The sequence below is a fragment of the Collinsella sp. TM09-10AT genome (assembly GCF_003436275.1).
GTDB lineage: Bacteria > Actinomycetota > Coriobacteriia > Coriobacteriales > Coriobacteriaceae > Collinsella.
On record NZ_QSOP01000009.1, the window covers coordinates 51,029 to 66,794 of the forward strand.

The 15,766-nt window shown below is 67.6% G+C and carries 18 protein-coding genes and 1 pseudogene; all 19 read right to left on the reverse strand.

The annotated features are described in order from the left end of the window. Positions 1-85: 85 nt before the first annotated feature. Entirely contained in the window at positions 86-1,324 is a 1,239-nt protein-coding gene (locus DXD77_RS05235; protein WP_233506742.1) for an RNA-directed DNA polymerase, read from the reverse strand. A gap of 192 nt (positions 1,325-1,516) precedes the next feature. Then, a pseudogene (locus DXD77_RS10655) lies at positions 1,517-1,654 on the reverse strand (DUF6273 domain-containing protein); the annotation flags it as partial. A 34-nt stretch (positions 1,655-1,688) separates the two neighbouring features. Next, positions 1,689-2,159, reverse strand: a complete 471-nt coding sequence (locus DXD77_RS05240) for a hypothetical protein (protein WP_233506743.1) — start codon at positions 2,157-2,159, stop codon at positions 1,689-1,691. Between the two features lie 104 nt (positions 2,160-2,263). Continuing rightward, on the reverse strand, positions 2,264-3,172 hold the full coding sequence (locus DXD77_RS05245) for a DUF6273 domain-containing protein (protein ID WP_117648016.1): 909 nt from the start codon (positions 3,170-3,172) through the stop codon (positions 2,264-2,266). Between the two features lie 9 nt (positions 3,173-3,181). Next, complete coding sequence (locus tag DXD77_RS05250) at positions 3,182-3,745, reverse strand: hypothetical protein (protein ID WP_158549094.1); 564 nt, start codon at positions 3,743-3,745, stop codon at positions 3,182-3,184. A gap of 112 nt (positions 3,746-3,857) precedes the next feature. Then, positions 3,858-4,103 carry a hypothetical protein gene (locus DXD77_RS05255; protein WP_040359421.1) on the reverse strand — a complete coding sequence of 82 codons (246 nt, stop codon included), beginning with the start codon at positions 4,101-4,103 and terminating at the stop codon, positions 3,858-3,860. Continuing rightward, complete coding sequence (locus DXD77_RS05260; protein WP_117563914.1) at positions 4,100-5,674, reverse strand: hypothetical protein; 1,575 nt, start codon at positions 5,672-5,674, stop codon at positions 4,100-4,102. The genes DXD77_RS05255 and DXD77_RS05260 overlap by 4 nt, the downstream gene beginning before the upstream one ends. After that, positions 5,664-6,434 carry a hypothetical protein gene (locus DXD77_RS05265; RefSeq protein ID WP_117648018.1) on the reverse strand — a complete coding sequence of 257 codons (771 nt, stop codon included), beginning with the start codon at positions 6,432-6,434 and terminating at the stop codon, positions 5,664-5,666. The genes DXD77_RS05260 and DXD77_RS05265 overlap by 11 nt, the downstream gene beginning before the upstream one ends. Before the next feature lie 108 nt (positions 6,435-6,542). Next, positions 6,543-7,991, reverse strand: a complete 1,449-nt coding sequence (locus tag DXD77_RS05270; protein WP_117648020.1) for a fibronectin type III domain-containing protein — start codon at positions 7,989-7,991, stop codon at positions 6,543-6,545. 3 nt (positions 7,992-7,994) lie between these two features. Then, positions 7,995-11,153 (reverse strand): tape measure protein, encoded by a 3,159-nt coding sequence (locus DXD77_RS05275; protein ID WP_117648021.1) that lies wholly within the window; start codon positions 11,151-11,153, stop codon positions 7,995-7,997. Next, entirely contained in the window at positions 11,146-11,406 is a 261-nt protein-coding gene (locus tag DXD77_RS05280) for a hypothetical protein (protein WP_117563917.1), read from the reverse strand. Before DXD77_RS05280 ends, DXD77_RS05275 begins: the two co-directional genes overlap by 8 nt. Positions 11,407-11,513: 107 nt before the next feature. Further along, positions 11,514-11,903, reverse strand: a complete 390-nt coding sequence (locus DXD77_RS05285; RefSeq protein ID WP_117648023.1) for a hypothetical protein — start codon at positions 11,901-11,903, stop codon at positions 11,514-11,516. Positions 11,904-11,966: 63 nt separating this feature from the next. Next, positions 11,967-12,599, reverse strand: coding sequence for a hypothetical protein (locus tag DXD77_RS05290; protein ID WP_117648025.1), 633 nt, complete (start codon positions 12,597-12,599; stop codon positions 11,967-11,969). Continuing rightward, complete coding sequence (locus DXD77_RS05295) at positions 12,600-12,968, reverse strand: hypothetical protein (RefSeq protein ID WP_117648027.1); 369 nt, start codon at positions 12,966-12,968, stop codon at positions 12,600-12,602. A gap of 9 nt (positions 12,969-12,977) precedes the next feature. Then, complete coding sequence (locus tag DXD77_RS05300) at positions 12,978-13,301, reverse strand: hypothetical protein (RefSeq protein ID WP_117648029.1); 324 nt, start codon at positions 13,299-13,301, stop codon at positions 12,978-12,980. Next, entirely contained in the window at positions 13,294-13,647 is a 354-nt protein-coding gene (locus DXD77_RS05305) for a hypothetical protein (RefSeq protein WP_117648030.1), read from the reverse strand. The genes DXD77_RS05300 and DXD77_RS05305 overlap by 8 nt, the downstream gene beginning before the upstream one ends. Beyond that, positions 13,644-14,063 (reverse strand): hypothetical protein, encoded by a 420-nt coding sequence (locus DXD77_RS05310; protein WP_117648032.1) that lies wholly within the window; start codon positions 14,061-14,063, stop codon positions 13,644-13,646. Before DXD77_RS05310 ends, DXD77_RS05305 begins: the two co-directional genes overlap by 4 nt. 10 nt (positions 14,064-14,073) lie before the next feature. Continuing rightward, a complete protein-coding gene (locus DXD77_RS05315) occupies positions 14,074-15,012 on the reverse strand; it encodes a hypothetical protein (protein WP_117646350.1) in 939 nt (312 codons plus the stop codon). Positions 15,013-15,025: 13 nt separating this feature from the next. Continuing rightward, positions 15,026-15,586 (reverse strand): hypothetical protein, encoded by a 561-nt coding sequence (locus tag DXD77_RS05320; protein WP_117563925.1) that lies wholly within the window; start codon positions 15,584-15,586, stop codon positions 15,026-15,028. Positions 15,587-15,766: the final 180 nt, after the last annotated feature.

Here is a 15,766-nt window from a genome sequence, read left to right on the forward strand (position 1 = left end):
ATCGTATTGGCGCCGTGAGATTGCCGGGCCGCTTCGATGGGCGCAAAGAAAGAAGGCGCGCCGCGGCACGCCTTCGATGCTTCTGTTATTTCGCGGCCGCTTCGCTTAGGCCGCTGCTTTGAGTTGCCGGTTCTCCGCTATTGCGAGGGCTTGCCTCCGCTTGAATCGTCCCTCGGGTTGGCCTGCATTGAGCACCCCCCCCCTCCCGCGCGAGATTTTCGAACAGGCTGCGGTACAGCGCGTCCATGGCCCGCACGCTGCGGTGCGCGTCCAGCCGCTTCATGCCGCCGCGCCAGTTCTGGTAGCTCCGCTCAACCTGCTCGGGGGTCATGATGCCATCGGCGACCATGCGGGCCATCTTCTTGAGCTTGCGGCGCTCCCGCGTTATGGAGTCTCGGCACGGCTTCACGACTATGCGGCCCGTCTCCGTGTAGAAGATGCGCTTCTTCAGCCACGTGAAGCCGCGCGACAGCTTCACCACGCGGGTCTTGCGCGGGTTCAGCTCTATGCCCAGCTCGGCGCACTTGCGCCCTATCAGCAGCAGGCACACCTGCAGGTACTCCTTGCTCTCGTGGATCAGGTAGAAGTCGTCCATATAGCGCCCGTAGGCCTCGGGGCGCAGCATCTCGACCACGTAGTGGTCGATGCGGTTGGGGTGGGCCACCGCGCATATCTGGTTCGGCTCGCTGCCCAGACCCAGGCCCACCTCGCCCTGTGCGTCTATCAGGCGGTGCTCGAGGGCGACCACTCGCGGGTCCAGCAGCGCGTCGGCCACTTGCCGCTTGACGGGTTCGTGGGCTATGCGGGCGAAGTAATCTGAGAAGTCGCCCAAAAGGATGTATCCCTCGCGCCTGTGCCGCCGCCAGTGGTCGGCCAGGTGGCGCTTGAGCAGCTTCAGGGCGTAGTCGGTGCCGCGCCCCTTGATGTTGGCGGAGTTGGCCGTTATGAGTGTCGGGACTATCGCGGGTACGAGGGCGTTCTGAGAAAGCGACTTCTGAATCACTCGCTCTGGGAAGTGCACGGCGCTGATGTGGCGCAGCTTGCCGCGCTCCCACAGGTCGAAGCGGATGAAGCCCCGGCATATGTCGCGGCCCTCCAGTAGGTCGCGGCGTGACTTGACGGCGTTTCGCAGGTAGTCCTTCATGTACCGCTGCGTCGACGACTTCCACATCACGCCGCGCGCAGCCTGCTTCGACGCCCTGCACAGGCTGTTGAGGTCGGCCACGGACTCAAGCGTGCACGCCTTCACGCGCTCGGCCTTGGCCCTCGCGCGCTTCTCCTCGCGGCGCTTTCGGCGCGCCGCCCGCCTTTGTTCGGAATTCACAGAAGGCACCCCGCACGGCTCTCAGTGTGGCTCTGGCAGCCGCTTGAGGTATGGCCATGAAACGCGGCGAAGCCACGGAGCGCCGCGCCATGCAAGCAGCGTCCGGCCACCCTCGCGGGGTGCGTATTTACGGGCGCATGCCCGACGGTCGCGCCTTCCTTCCTCTCCGCGCTCTGCTTTCGGCTCTGGGGCCTACTCGGTCTGGCAATAAGGGAATCCGGGGCGGGGGCGAACCCAGACGTTCGTCGCGGAGTTGTAGTTGGCATTGCCGTTGTTGTTGACGTAGCACACGTTGGACGACGAGCCACCCATGACGGAACGCAGCCACCAATTGTACCGATATACAAGGCGGGACCGCCACCCATTATAGCGAACGAAGGCGCTCTAGCTCGGCCTCGGCCTCCGCTATGCGCTCCTCGGTCGATTTCTTGCCGGTGACGCGCACGTTCTCGCGCGCGCCCTTGAGCAGCTTGATCTCCTCATCGACCATGTTGGCCAGTGCCTCGAAGCGGTTGGCGTTCACGGGCAGGCCTATGTCCATGAGACACTGCATATCCAGCATCAGCTGCTCGCAGTCGGCTATCGCCAGCGTCAGGTACCGCTTGCGCTCCAATGCGTTGAACGAGCTGTTGGGGTAGAAGCTGTCGGCGCGGTTGACGTTGTGCACGATGCTGCGCGCCGTCTCCACCGTTGGCACGGCGTTGAGCAGCCGGTAGGCCTTCGGCACCACGGACGACGAGGCCATCAGCTTGTTGACCTCCACGCGGATGGCGATGGCCTGCGTGAAGAACTTGTATTCGGACACCTCGCGGTTGCGCTGGTAGACGCCGCTCACGTGCACCTCCTGGGGAAACTGGCGAAAAAACCGGCCCGCTTCGCGGGCAGGAGGCGACCGCGCAAGGCGGTCGCCTAAAAGCAGAGTATAGAGCACTCGGCTGGCTAGCCGACGAGGAAGCCGGGGCGGGGGCGAACCCAGACGTTCGTCGCGGAGTAGTAGTCGGCAGAGCCGTAGTTGTTGACGCAGCACACGTAGGACGACGAGCCACCCATGACGGAACGCAGCCACCAATCGTACCGATTTCCGTTGAGACGGTGCGCCGTGTCGCGGAACAGGTCGAACTGGCAGTCGAAGCCCACGCTGTAGCCCTTGGTTCCCCACACCGGGCATCCGTACACCTCCATCTCGGACAGCGAGAACACCTTGCCGATATCCTGCCAGCTCCACGAGTTGGAGTCGTTGAGCGCGCCGCTTGCGCTGTAACGCTCCTCCAGCAGGACGCGCTGGGTAAGCAGGTACTTGGTCAGCCCCTCGGGCAGGCAGGCCTCGAAGGCCGTCTCCCACGCCTTGAGGTTGCTGTTGAGGTAGGGGCATTTCTGGTCGGCGGTGCCCTGGTTCGTGTTGGTGGTGTTCCACATCAGGAAGCTGTCGTTTGCCACGCCTGTCACTGTTTTTGCCACGGCCACTGGGGCGGACGCCACGAACGCGATGTGGTGGCCCTTGCTGTTGTCGCCGCAATAAAGATACGGGTCGATGTGGGCCAGCAGGAAGCGCACGGACTGCTGGGCCGCGACGGCGGATGCGCTCACGAGGGGCACGTCGATGTAGTCCCCGACGCGAAGGCCCGCGAAGTTGCCGACCGCCGCTCGCTTGTGCAGCGCGTCGTACACGCTGCCGCTGCCGATCTCTCCCGCCAGGATGGTGGCGATGTTCTGCCCGCCGTACTTGCCGATTTGGCCCTGGCGGTTGTACTCGGCGTTGTTGAGCGCCGTCTGCGCGTTGCTGCGCGCGGTATCGTCGATGACGTTGAGCGACTGGCCGCCGACGACCAGTGTCTTTGCATTTGCCATTTATCCTCCTTAGGCAAGGGTTACCGTGCTGCCCGAGACCGAGCACGTGCCGCCGAACGACACCGTGTCGCCGGACACCGACGCCTTGGATGCCGGGCAGTAGACGGTCCCGTCCATGTAGATGAACTTCCCCGTCGCGTCGGCGAGCATCGTCGCGAGCTGGCCGTTCTGACGGCGCAGCTCCGCGATATCGGATTCGCCGCCGGCGCCCTGCGCCACCGAGTTCGCGATCTGCAGCGCCTGGTTCGCGGCGGCCTCGGCATGAGACGCCGCGCCGTTGGCCGCGGCGGCCGCATTGCTCGCCAGCGCAGTCGAGGCGCTTGCGGTATCGTTCGCGGCATTCGCCTTCTGAACGGCGGCGTTGGCGTTCTCGGTGGCAGTCGAGCACTTCGCGGCGGCCGTTCTGGCAGCTCCGGCGGCGACGTTGGCGTCATATGCCTGAGTCTTTGCGGTGCCTGCGGCGCTGCTCGCCAGCAACGCGGCGCTCTCGGCCCTCTTTCGCGCCGCCTCGACTTCGTCGTAGTTTGCCGGGCGGAACAGGTAGGTGGTGATGCTACCGTCGCTCTCCGTCACGTCGAGGCCGTCGATATAGTCGTCCTCCCCGACCTTCACCTCGTAGACGGCGGACCCGTCGCTGTTGTTGGCCATGCGGCTTCCCTTCCGCGGGCCTGCGCCCGCACGATAATCAAGCGATGATCCCGATCGCCGTCCAGAGCGGCGGCGACCCGATGAGGATGGCGCGCTGACCGGGCGCCGCGCCCCGACAGGACGTCGTCATGCAGATGCCGGCGACAACCGAGCCCCCGATGCGCACGTCGACGGTCCTGGAGTCCGCCGCGACGACGGTGCCGTAGGCGATCGAGACGCCGGGCGCCGAAGGGCCGGCGACGATATCGGCAAGGTCCGCGGCCAGGGACGGCATGGCGCTCACGAGGCATCACCCCTCATGTACATGCGGAGCTCGATCCTCATGGGGCATCCCATCGAGAGCTCGAGGTCCATCTTCCGGATGCAGGCGCGGGCGAGCTCGATCCCGACAGACGGCAGCCTGATGGCGCACGCCGAGTAGACGTCCGCCGACGGGTTGAAGATCGCCGTGATGATCGGGCGGCGGATGACCGAGCACTCGGTGGCGAGCAGGCTCGCCGCCTTCTCGTTCGCAGCCTCGACCGCGAACTGCGTTGCCACAACGCCCTCCTCGACCTTGACCTGCGCTACGTCGATGTACGATCCGGTCGGCGCGCTAGCGGCAAGGTAGATGTAGCCCGCGCTGTATTCCTCGGACTTGGCCGGGGTGGCCGTGAGCGACAGCCTCGTCCAGCCTGGCCCGATGGCGACCGTCGCGGTCTCTCCCCCGTCGTCCTCGCGCCAGATTGGCTGGACCCTCACCTGCACCCTCTGCGACGCGTAGAGGTAAACGGACTCGGTGTACGGCTGGCCCTTCTTGAGGAATATCTTGTCCTGGGCGATGCCGATCTCGCCGGAGCCCGACCCCTTCGTGATGCGGATCGCCTGGCTGATGCCGCCGATCGGGCACCCGGAAACGCCGACGGTCTCGATGGTCCCCCCGCCGCCGCTGCACCTGAAGGTCGCGCTGTCGTGGGTGCCGTCTCCGGCGAGCGGGTAGGAGCCGCCGGCGATGACGCTCTCCCCTGACGGGAGGTCGCTGTACTGGTACCGCTTCACGATGCGGCGGCCCGTGGAGACGGTCGACCACTCGCTCTGCGGGCTGTCGTCCGAGGCCGTTCCCCTGACGCTCTCGCCCTGGGTAGCGAAGTCGACGTGCACCACGTTCACCGCGTCGAAGTCGTCCTGCTCGTCGGTGAGGTCGGGAAGCACCCGGCAGTCCTCGCCCTCTGAGAAGGTGTGGTCGATCGGCCTCGCCGCCGGTTCCAGGTAACGCCTGAACAGCACGCGCCCGTAGGCATCGGTCGACGCGCTCCTGAATCCTGCAGCGGAGAGCAGCCTATTGACCGCGCCCAGCTTGTTGTCCGGCGTGTCCGCCGTGGCGGCGATCCCGAAGACCCATGCCGTCGACAGCGTGTAGTCGCTCGGCTCCGCGATCACCTCGAGCCCGCACCCCTCCGCGATCGCCTTGGCCGCGGAGACCGCGTTTGCGCCGGCCGGCACGGTGTACGGCTCGTCGAAGTCGTCCTTCGCGAGGTCGTGGAGTCTGCCGTAGAGCGTCGCGATGCCGGTCGCCACCTCGCCGCTCACCGTGCGGGACGGCGTCGAGCACTCGAAGGTCCCCAGGCACACGGTGCGCGACGCGCCCGAGATCGGGTCCTCCGCGTCGAGGTAGATGCGCACGAAGTCGTTGCCCATGTCGAGCCTGCCGACGTAGTCCAGCGATGCGGACTCATAGGTGTCCGTGTCCTGGTTGCGGCTGATGCTCCCGCCGGTGAAGCACTCGATGGCGCCGGCCTCCAGGCCGGTCGACCGCGAAACGCGGGCGTACCGGTAGGAGGTCCTGAACGACGCGAGCCAGATATCATCCGACACCGTTGGGCTCCCTCCATCGCTCCCTCTTCGTCGATACGGACACCCTGTAGTCCTCAGGCGCGCACCTGGTGAGCGTCCCCGTGACGGCGGCGAAGCCGCGGTCGCCCAGATGGGGTCGCACCCAGGCGCTTCCGTAGCGGCCGAACAGGCCGCGGACGCGCAGGTAGTCGTCCTCCTCGATCGTGAACTCCATCGACTCCTTCATCGAGAGGTTGCCGCTCTCGAACCCCATGGGCAGGCCGCCGCCGACGAAGTGGAACTGGTCGCGCTCGCGCTCGGGGCTCGCCGAGTACTGCGGCGGGCCGCCCATGTTCCTGTCGCCCACGACGACCTCGGAGGCGTCCGGCCCGAAGTTGAGGGCGAACCCGTCGCACGGGCACACGGTCCCCACCTCGGTCGTCGAGGTGGTTCCGGAGGCCGCGTAGCCGCGCGCGACGTAGGAGAACCCGACGTTGAGCGGCGGCAGGCGGTCGATGACGCTCTGCCCGGACTTGAGGCCGCTCGCGAGCAGGAGCCTCGAGCCGTCCGCGAGCACGCGCTCGATATCGAACGAGGCGCACGGCGGGAGGCTGTGGACGGTTGCGCGCGTCCCCTTTATGGACATGCCGCCCCTGATGCGGATGTTGCCCTCGGGCGTCATGGCCATGGGGCCGCGCAGCTTGTGGTCCCTGACGGAGAACTCCGAGATGCCGTCGCGCACCGTGACGACGGCTGCGAGCGCGTCGCTGTAGGAGACGTTGACGATGGGCGTGGCGGGCACGAGCCAGTCGGTCGAGAACGAGCGGGTGACGGTCGTGGACAGGCTCGAGCCGCCGCGGACGGTGAGCTCGAGGACGTACGCGGACCTGTTCTCCAGGCCGGAGGCGATCTAGTGCGACCGCGCGCCCGCGGCGACCGATGTGTCGGTGACCGCGGAGCCGCCGCGCAGCAGCCTCAGGCGCTGGTAGGTGATGCCGGTCTCGTCGACAGCGGTCCAGGCGGCGCGCAGCGGGAGCTCGACGACGGCCTCGCCGTCCTCCGCGGGGGTCGTGAAGAACGCCTGCGGCGGGTCGGCGACCCTGAACACCGCGTACTCCGACCACGCTCCCCATGAGGGGTCGGCGCCCTTGGTGCGGACGCGTAGCCGGTAGGTGCCCTTCGCGGACAGGGTCAGGGATGTCGTCGACGCGGGCCCGGTGATGTGGTGCGGGACGGTCTTGCCATCGGGCCCGACCAGCTCAATCTGCGCCGCCGTCTGGGCTGTCCCGTCGGGGTGGTTCCGCGTCCAGCCGATGGTCGCCGTCGACCCAGTCGGGTAGGCGGGGTCGACCCCGGAGACGGCGGGCGCGTACGGCGGGCAGATCGTCGCCACTGCGTTGGATGCCGTCCACGCGGAGAAGACGGTGTCCCCCGCGCCCGCCACGGGCCCCTCGCGGTAGGTGCGGACCTCGTAGACGACCTTCTCTCCCGCCACGGCAGACGGGTCGGTCATGGTCCAGACGCCCGGCTCCTGTCTGTCGGCGGTAAGGGCGCGGGGCTTGTAGGTCCTGCCGCCGTCGGAGGTCGCGCGGACATCGAAGCCGCTAATCCAGAACGGGATATCGGGACCCCTGACGACCAGCGAGACCTCGCCGTCGCCGGAGCGCGATAGCGAGACCGATGCCGGTGGGGAGGGCGTCTTGTAGACGCGCACGGAGCTCGTTCTCTCCGACGTGCCGCCTCGCCAGCGCGCCCTTACGTCGTAGTCGTAGTAATTGTTTGCCGATGTCGACGTGTCGCGCCAGTTGGAGATCGTGACGCTGTTGTAGGGGTTCTCGGTGTCGCCGCCGTTGGTATGGCGGTAGACGTTGATGCCGTCGTAGTACTTCCTAGCATCGTCGTCCGGGTGGTTGACCCACTCGAGCTCGGTTGTCCCGTCGGTCGAGCGCGTGACCCTGAGGTCGGTCGGGGCCGCGGGCTCGTATGCCGGGACCTTGCCGATCCTGGCGCCCTCGCCGCAGGAGGTCGTCGCGCCGACCCCGCCGTAGCCGTTGACTGCCACGGACTCGGTGTACGCCTCGACCCAGACGTCGTAGTCGTTGTCCTTGCGCTCCGCGTCGGTGTACCCACTGACGGTGACGGCGCGCTTCCAGGAGGAGGTCGTGTAGCCGTCGCCCGACGCGCGCCAGACGCCGCCGACCTTGACGTGCAGGCGCACGCCGTAGTAGTACCAGTCTCCGAAGTCGACGGTGGCGGTCCAGTAGATGCGGGCCGTGGTGTCGTTCACGTTCGACACGGACGTGGAGAGGTTGACGGTGTAGTACGTCACGCCTCCCCTGGTCGTCTGCGCTGATGCCATCTGCTACCCCCTTCCGGTCCTGACGGTCCTCTTGAGTTCGGAGACCAGCGCCCTGAGCGCCTCCGCGACGCGCTCGTCGACCTCGAGGGCCGACCCGTCGAGGTAGATGTTGTAGACGTCGCCGCGCTGGCCCCCGAGCTTTGCCATCTGCTCGGCGATGGTCGCCGCGAACGGCTCCGAGTACTTTCGGTTGGTGAGCGGCACGATTGCCTCGGCGCCGTCCTCGCCCACCCAGTCGAGCGGGTAGCCGGTCACCGGCGCGTCGACGATGGCTCCGTGCGCGTGCATGCGGATGCCGCCATCGGCGTGCCGTATGCCGCCTGCGGCCTTCTCGTTGCGCGTCCTGTTGACGGTCACGTAGGTCGTGGTGATCGTCGCCGACCTTGAGTGGAACGGCTCGTTCATCACCGCCTGCATCGCAGACTGGCACTTCGGCAGCGTCCCGTAGCTCGCCTTGGCGGTCATCTCCTTGCTCTTGAGCTTGGTGCCGTTGAGCTTGTCCACCGAGGTCTGCGCCCTGTCGACTTCCTTCTTGTCGACCTTTGTCTTGGCGCTCTTGGACTGGAGAGCCGTGCCGTTCCAAGTCACGAGGTTGCCCTGGGCGTCGCGCAGGTCGCCGACGCTCACGTCGACGACGCCGTTCTTGTCCATCAGCTGCGAGCCGTTCCAGGTGTAAACGTTGCCCTGGGCGTCCATGAGCTGGGCCTGGTTGACGGTAACGTTGCCGTTCTTGTCGACGATGGGCTGCGCGTTGTAGTTCTGGACGGCCCACACCATCTGGTCGATGTTGCCGTTGAAGTTGCCGGCGAGCGCGGCGAGGTTGGCGGAGCCGATGCTGTTGAGCGTCTCGGTCGACACGCCGGCGGCGGCGCAGGCGTCCGAGAACGCGCCGAAGTCGATGTTCTCCTTCGAGAACGCCTTCTTGAACTTGCCGCCCATGTCCTCGAGCGCGGCCTGGATCTGGCTCGCGGCGCGGACCGTCGAGGCGGCGCCCTCGTCCATCGATACGCCCCACCCGTCGAGGTCGTCGACGATGGAGCGGGCGGTACCGTCGTAGTCCTGAGCCAGCTTGGCGAGCTGGTCGTCGCTGAGGCTCGCCAGTTGCTCGGTGTCGACGCCGAGCTGCGTGAGAGAGCCGGAGACGGCGGACAGGGTCTCGCCGTTGGCCGAGAGCTGCGCCTGGAAGAGCGTCAGCTGCGCCTGGGCGAAGTGCTCGAAGGTGCTGCCGGCCTCCTGCGAGGTCAGCGCGGCGTCTCCGAGCTTGCCGTTGAGCACGTCGATGCTCTCCGAGGCGGAGTCGAACTGCTTCTTCGCCTCGTTGTACTCCCTGCCGACCTTTTCGGTGCAGGCGAGCGCCTCGAGCTCGCCCTTGGTGAGCTCCGGGTAGGTCTTGGCGAGTTCCTTCAGGCGGTCCTGGTAGGGCTTCGTCTTGGAGGCGAGCGTGTTTGCCGCCTCGGACTGCGCCTGGTACGCCTCGGTGAGGTTCGCCGTGAGGGCGCTCACCTCGGCGTCTTTCTTCTTGGATGCGACGAGCTCGTCGATGGACTGCTTGAGGTTCTTGACGTTGCCGTCCGCGTCGACGTACTGCCCGTTCGCCACGTCCTGCGCCGAGATGTTGAGCCCGAGCTGGTCGTTGAGCAGCTGCAGCGCCCACGTGAGCCTGCCCTGGGCGTCGGTGGACAGGTCGGTCTTGCCGGCATAGTTGTCGATGATCTGCTGCGCGGTGTTGAGCTGCGCGATCTGCGACTCGGCGGCCCTCGTGTTCTCGTTCATGGCGTCGACGTGCTTGCCGATCGACTCGGCGAGCTCGTCGACGGACATGGCGGAGAAGCTGGACTTCTTGCCTACATTCTCGACCCTGCCGGCGTAGGAATCGAGCGCCACGGTGTTTGAGGCCGCGTCGACCAGGCCGGTCGTGGCCTTGTTGAGCGCGTCCGTGCGGGCCTGCCACTCGACCTGTTTCTCGATGAGTATGCCGATGCCGGCGGCCGCGACGGTGCAGCCGATCGCGACCGGATTGAAGCCGATGCCCACCGCCTCGAGCGACTCGGCGAATGTTCCGGCGCCCCCGCGGGCGAGTTTGAACGCCTCGGTGGCCTTGCCCACGCCGCTCGCGACGCCGGAGAGGACGGGCACCGCCTTCTGCCACGCCGCGATGCCCGCCGCGCCCGAGACGATCTCGGGCGCCAGGCCCTTGAACCCGCCGTAGAGCTGCTTGACCAGGGGCATCGATGCGGAGACTCCGCCGTTGACGACCTTGAAGAAGCCGTTCACGGCGCCCTTCGCGTCGTCGAGCACCCCGGCGATGTTGTTTCTGCCGATCGCCTCGAACGTCCCGGTGACGCCCTTGGTCACGGAGTTCGACATGTTCTGGATGCTCGTCTGGACGCCGCCGGCCGCGGTCTCGGCCTGGTCCTTGAAGGACGCGAAGCTCGCGCCGCCCTGCGTATCGAGCTCGACCATCTTGTCCATGAGCTGGTCGAGCGTGATGGTCGGGTCCTTGCCCCCGCCACCGAGCGCTGCGTACAGGTCGTTGGCGTTTGCCGTGGGGCCGAGCATGGATTTCGCCAGCTGGTCCATCTGGCCAGGCGCGGCCGTCGTAAGCGAGCGCCAGTCCTCCATCTCGGGCTTGCCCTTGGAGAGGATCTGGCGGAACTGCTCCATCGCCGCCGCGCACAGCTGGGTCGAGCTGCCCGAGGCGATGAGCATGTCGTTGAGCGCGAGTCCGACGTCGGTGGCCTTGTCGAGGTCGCCGACCGTGGCGGTGATGCCCTGGACGACCGAGACCATGTCGTCGAGCCTGGTGGGCAGGGTCGACAGGCGGTCGGACATCTTGCCGATAGACGCGTTGGCGGAATCGGCGGAGTACCCGAGGGACCGCATGACCTTCGGGTAGTTGTTAAGCGTGTCGAAGCGGCTGATCGCCGACCCGACATGGGACGAGATGGAGTCCATGGCCTTCGACGTGAGCGTCGAGAAGGCGCCTATCATCGCGCCGGAGCCGGCCAGCCCCTTCCCGAACCCGGAGCCCGTGCTCTTGCCGAGGCTGGAGCCGGACTTGCTCGCCTGCCCCTCGCACTTGCCGAGCGCGGACTCGACCGACTTGGTAAGGTTGTCGAACCTGGGGACGATCAGCAGGTCCGCGCGTCCGATCTCAGCCATCCGTCACCTCCACCCACTCGGTGTTCTCGATGCGGGCACGAACCGACGCCGCGCGCTCTACCGCGGCGCCGGCGGCGGCCACGTCCCGCGGGCGGGGCACCCTCGGGGCTTCCGATGCCTTGCCGCCGCACAGCGCGGTCGCCGCCGCGTAGACGCTGTCCACGACGTCCGCCGTCAGGTGCTGCTCCTGGGTCCAGCTGCGCTCCGGGTGGAGGGCCGCCACGGTGAGCGACCCGTCCGGCAGCGTCCTCACGAGGTCGTACGCCTCGGCGGCGCCGACCTCGTCGTAGCAGCAGCCGTAGAGGACCCTGAAGTCGTGCCTGAGCAGGGGCAGGTGGCGTTCCTCGAGGTCGGCGAGCTCTAGAAGTTTTTTAGTTCGGCCGAGTAGAGCAGCTTGTTGTAGGCGTAGCCCAGCGCGTCGTCGTCCTGCGTGCCGTCGTCCTCGGTCACGGCCTCCATGAGGCTCGCGTACTGCTCGTCGCCGAGGAGGAAGCGGAACGCCCCGTCGAGCTCCTCGGTCGTGCGGTCCTCCTTGTTCATGGCGTCGATGAAGCGGCGGTCGTGCGCGCGCTTGACGGGGATGCTCATGGCGATGCCGAGCACGGTCAGCTCGGCGCGGCGGCCGCGCTTCTGCTCGATGAGCTTCGCCTTGTCGGCCGCCGTCTGCGCGGCGGCGGTCGTGAAGCCGAGGACCTTGGCGTATGCCTCGAGCTCGCCCTCGTCCATCATTGCCAGGTAGTCCTTGTTCATCTTTCCTCCCAGATAAAGGGCCGCCCCGGCAAAACCGGGGCGGCGTTCTCGTTACGGCCCTGTCTACGCGGCGGGCTTAGCGCGGTAGATGTCGAACAGCGGCTTGTCCGCGGTCTTGAGGACCGTGAAGGTGAAGCCGTACTGGACCAGTCCGCCGGGCTTGTGCTCGACGTCGTCGCAGGAGTCGATGGAGACGCGCGGGATGACGGTGCGGCGCAGGTACCCCGTGTCCTCGAGCTCGTCGATGACGAGCGGGACGCGCACGTCGGAGTTGGCGACGGCCTTGATGTGGCTGAACGTTCCGTCCTCGTTCGTCTCGACGTTGTCGGCGCCGTAGCGCAGCTTGGCGACGGAGGAGCGGACGGACTCGATGAAGACCATCTTGTACTGGTGCTTCTCCTCGGAGACCTTGGTGAGCACGATGGACTGGTGCCAGCCCTTGAACTCGTTGACCGTCACGCCCTTGGAGGCCGTGAAGCCGTCGGGCGACAGGTCGCCCAGCGACACGAGGTCGGTGAGCGTGGAGATCTTGGCCACGGCGTCGGTGGGCAGCGCCGCACCCGCCTTGAAGCTCGTGTACACGCAGCCGCCCTCGACGGGTGAGCCGGTGGTTACGAGCGAGGGGTCGATGTCGGCCGCGGGGGTCGCGTCCTCTGACGCGAGGGCGATCTTGGCCTCTTCGTTGTTGGATGCCATTTATCCTTCTTTCGGTTGGTATGTCTTCAGTCGGTACAGCGCGTACCAGCGCGGGGACCGGGCGAGGTAGTCGTAGTCGGTCCGCATCTCGAGCTCCTCGCAGGCGCAGAAGCCCCGCGCGAACGGCAGGCGCGACATCGCGTCGCCCACGAGCTCGGCGAGCTCCTCGGCCCTGGCCTCTGTCGGGGCCCACATGATGACCTCGACCTGCGGCGAGTCCACGAGCGCGTCCTGCCGCGCGCCCCCGCACCGGCGGACCACCACGACGGTCCCCGGCCGTTCGGCGGGCAGGCCGACCTGAACGGGCACGCCGCCCAGGGCGGACTCGAGGATCGCCCTGAGCTCGCCCATCACGTTGAGTCTCGGCACGTTTCCTCCTTAGAGCAGGTGGTCGAGCGTGTGGTTGCGGTTCTGGTCGTAGGCGCCTGCCGGGGTCGCGGCGCGGACGACGCCGAGGGTGTCGCAGGAGCCCGACTTGACGACGCCCGCGTAGGGGGCGCCGTCGAAGGCCCCGGGATGGAGCCTCTCGAGGGACCTGCGGTAGCCCGACGGCACGTGGTGTGATGCGGCCTCGGCGTTGGCCCTCGCCGCGAGGCGGGCGGTCTCGGTCGCCACCCAGGCGCGGACGCCCGCGCCCTTCGTGACGGCGATGACTCCCGCGTCGCTGTGGACGAAGCGCCCGAACTTGATCTTGTCAGCCATGGACCCTCCCCGCCGTCGCCGTCATGTTCCACGCCGTGGGGCAGGGGTTCGTGATGTCGGGGGAACCGGCGACCAGCAGCGCGGTGTCGGGGTCGGCTGGCATGCCGCGCCCCGTCAGGGCGATGCGGCAGCGCGCCAGCGGCGGCCCCGCGTACGTCTTGGGGAACGCGATGGAGTAGCTCGCCTCGATGCCGTCAGGCCGGACGGCATCCCCCACGTCAGAGCCCGCCAGGGGCCGCACGAGGCACCCCGTGACGACGGTGGCCTCCCACTCGACGACAGGCTCGCCCATGGCGTCCCTGCCCGTCTCCGTGCTCGACAGCACCGTCACCTCCTCGCCGATCACGGCCTGCCCCCGTAGCTCGGGCACACGGTGCCGATGCGCTGGCCGCACCCGAGCAGCCTCTTGAGCGCGGCGAGCGTCGAGCGGTCGAAGTAGGCCGTGCCGCTCGGGTTCTGAAACGTGAAGCTCCCCTGGAACCCGTTGGCCGTGAAGCTCGACTGCGAGACGCCGGTGAGGTCCTCCACGCCCATGGGCGCGCAGGCCGGCTGGACCAGCTTCTTGCGGGCCGCGTCGGTCACCAGGTCGCGGGCGAGCTCGCGGGCGTCGCCCGCCAGGGAGCGGTAGCGCGGTATGCCGAGGGTCGCGCGGAGCTTCGCGCTCTGCCGCGACAGCTCGGCCGCGACGCGCTCCTCGTCGGTCGCCGCGTCCCCCGTGTCGATGCGGTACTCGTCGACCGTAGCGAACGCGTAGTCGTCCACGTCGGCCTCCTTACTTGGTCGTGATGGTTCCCTTCACGATGTAGTCCTTCACCTCGGGGAAGAACGTCGCGCAGGCGAGCACGTTGGTCTCGACGGACACGTGGTCGTACGCCGGGGTGTGCGCGACGCCGATCAGGCCGGAGTCGGAGACCGTGTACGTGAGGCCCGAGGTCGCGAGCTCGCCGAAGTCCACGCCGAAGATGCGGATGTTGTCGGCGGGGGTGGCGATCATGGTTCCCTTGGCGACCTGGTTGGTCAGGAAGACGCCCGAGAGGCCCAGGAAGTTCTCGAGGTAGGTGAGGCCGAACAGGTTCTGGTCGGTGATGGTCGCGGTGCCGAGGTAGTCGGCGGCGTCGTCTCGGTTGATGAAGTGGACGACGCGCTCGGCGGCGTCGCCGTTGGTCTCGAGGGTGTTGCCGAGCCTGGCGTCGACGGCCGCGGCGCATGCCTGCAGGCCCTTGCCGGTCGCCGTGCCCGTTCCCTTGAGCAGGAAGGAGAAGAACTGCGAGACGATGCTGCGGCGCACGAGCGAGGCCATGTGCTTGTCGGTCTTGAGCACGGCGTTGACGTAGCCGGACTGCTGGATCGCCTTGTGCGTGGTCATGCGGCGGTACGGGAAGGCCTCGGCCTCGCCCACGGGCTCGTAGGTGGCGGTGAACTTGGACAGCGCGACCTCGTCGCCCTCGACGTAGGACGTGCCGGAGCTGGAGCCCAGCTGGACGGCGGCGTCGCCGGTGGCGGATTCCTTGGAGCCGTCGGTCTTGGAGTCGTTGAGCTCGCCGGTCACCTTGAGCATCTTGAGCGTGGTGCCGGCGGCGATGGTCTCGGCGCCGAAGATGCCGAGGACCTCGAGCAGGCGGTCGAGGTCGCCCTCGAAGTTGCGGATGAACTCCTGGTCCATCGAGGCGTTGATGGCCTTGGAGTCGGAGATGTTTGCGGGTACGGGCATGCTTGCCCCTTTCTTACTTGTAGAGGTCCATGTGCGCGGCGCGGGCCATGATGCGCTTGGCGGGGTCCTTGATGGACTCGATGGACTCCCTGTTCACTTTCTTTCCTCCACCGGATCCGCCCTTGTCGAGCGGGTAGCCCGGCTGGCGCGACTCGGCGAAGTCGCCGACGGCCTTTGCCGATGCCGTCATAGACTCCTCGTCGTCGCCGTGGATGAGCGCGGCCGGCACGCCGGTGGCCTGCGACACGCGGGCGAGCGTGCGTTCGCGCTCGCGCTCGGCCTCGGACGCGGCGAGGCGTCCCTTCAGGTCGTTGAGCTCGTCGTTGAGGGACTCGACGGTGGGCGCCTGCGCGCCCTGGGCGTCCCACAGGTCGGCCTTGCCCTTGTTCTCCTTGGCCCGGGCCTCCCACTTGCGGGACTCCTTCTTGAATCGCTCGGCCTCGGCCTTCCAGTCGATCGCGGGCGGCTCCTGCGGCGCGCCGGGCTCTTGGCCGGCGCCGGGTTCCGCCGGCGCGGCGGGCTGCGGGGGCTCGACGGGATCGGTCACGTTGTTGGCTTGCTGCTGGGTCGGCATCTTGCACTCCTTCCGCCCCGTGCGGGGCTCGCTTCGCGCCCCGTGCGGCGGCGCTGGCGGTCTTTAGGCATGGAAAAGGCCGCCTCCCGTGCGGGCTGCGGCCTCGTGTTCCTGCCGGCGCGTTGCGTGTCTTCGCCGGCGACGCTTGATGGCGCGTCGCGCCCGCCCTCCCACGGGGCG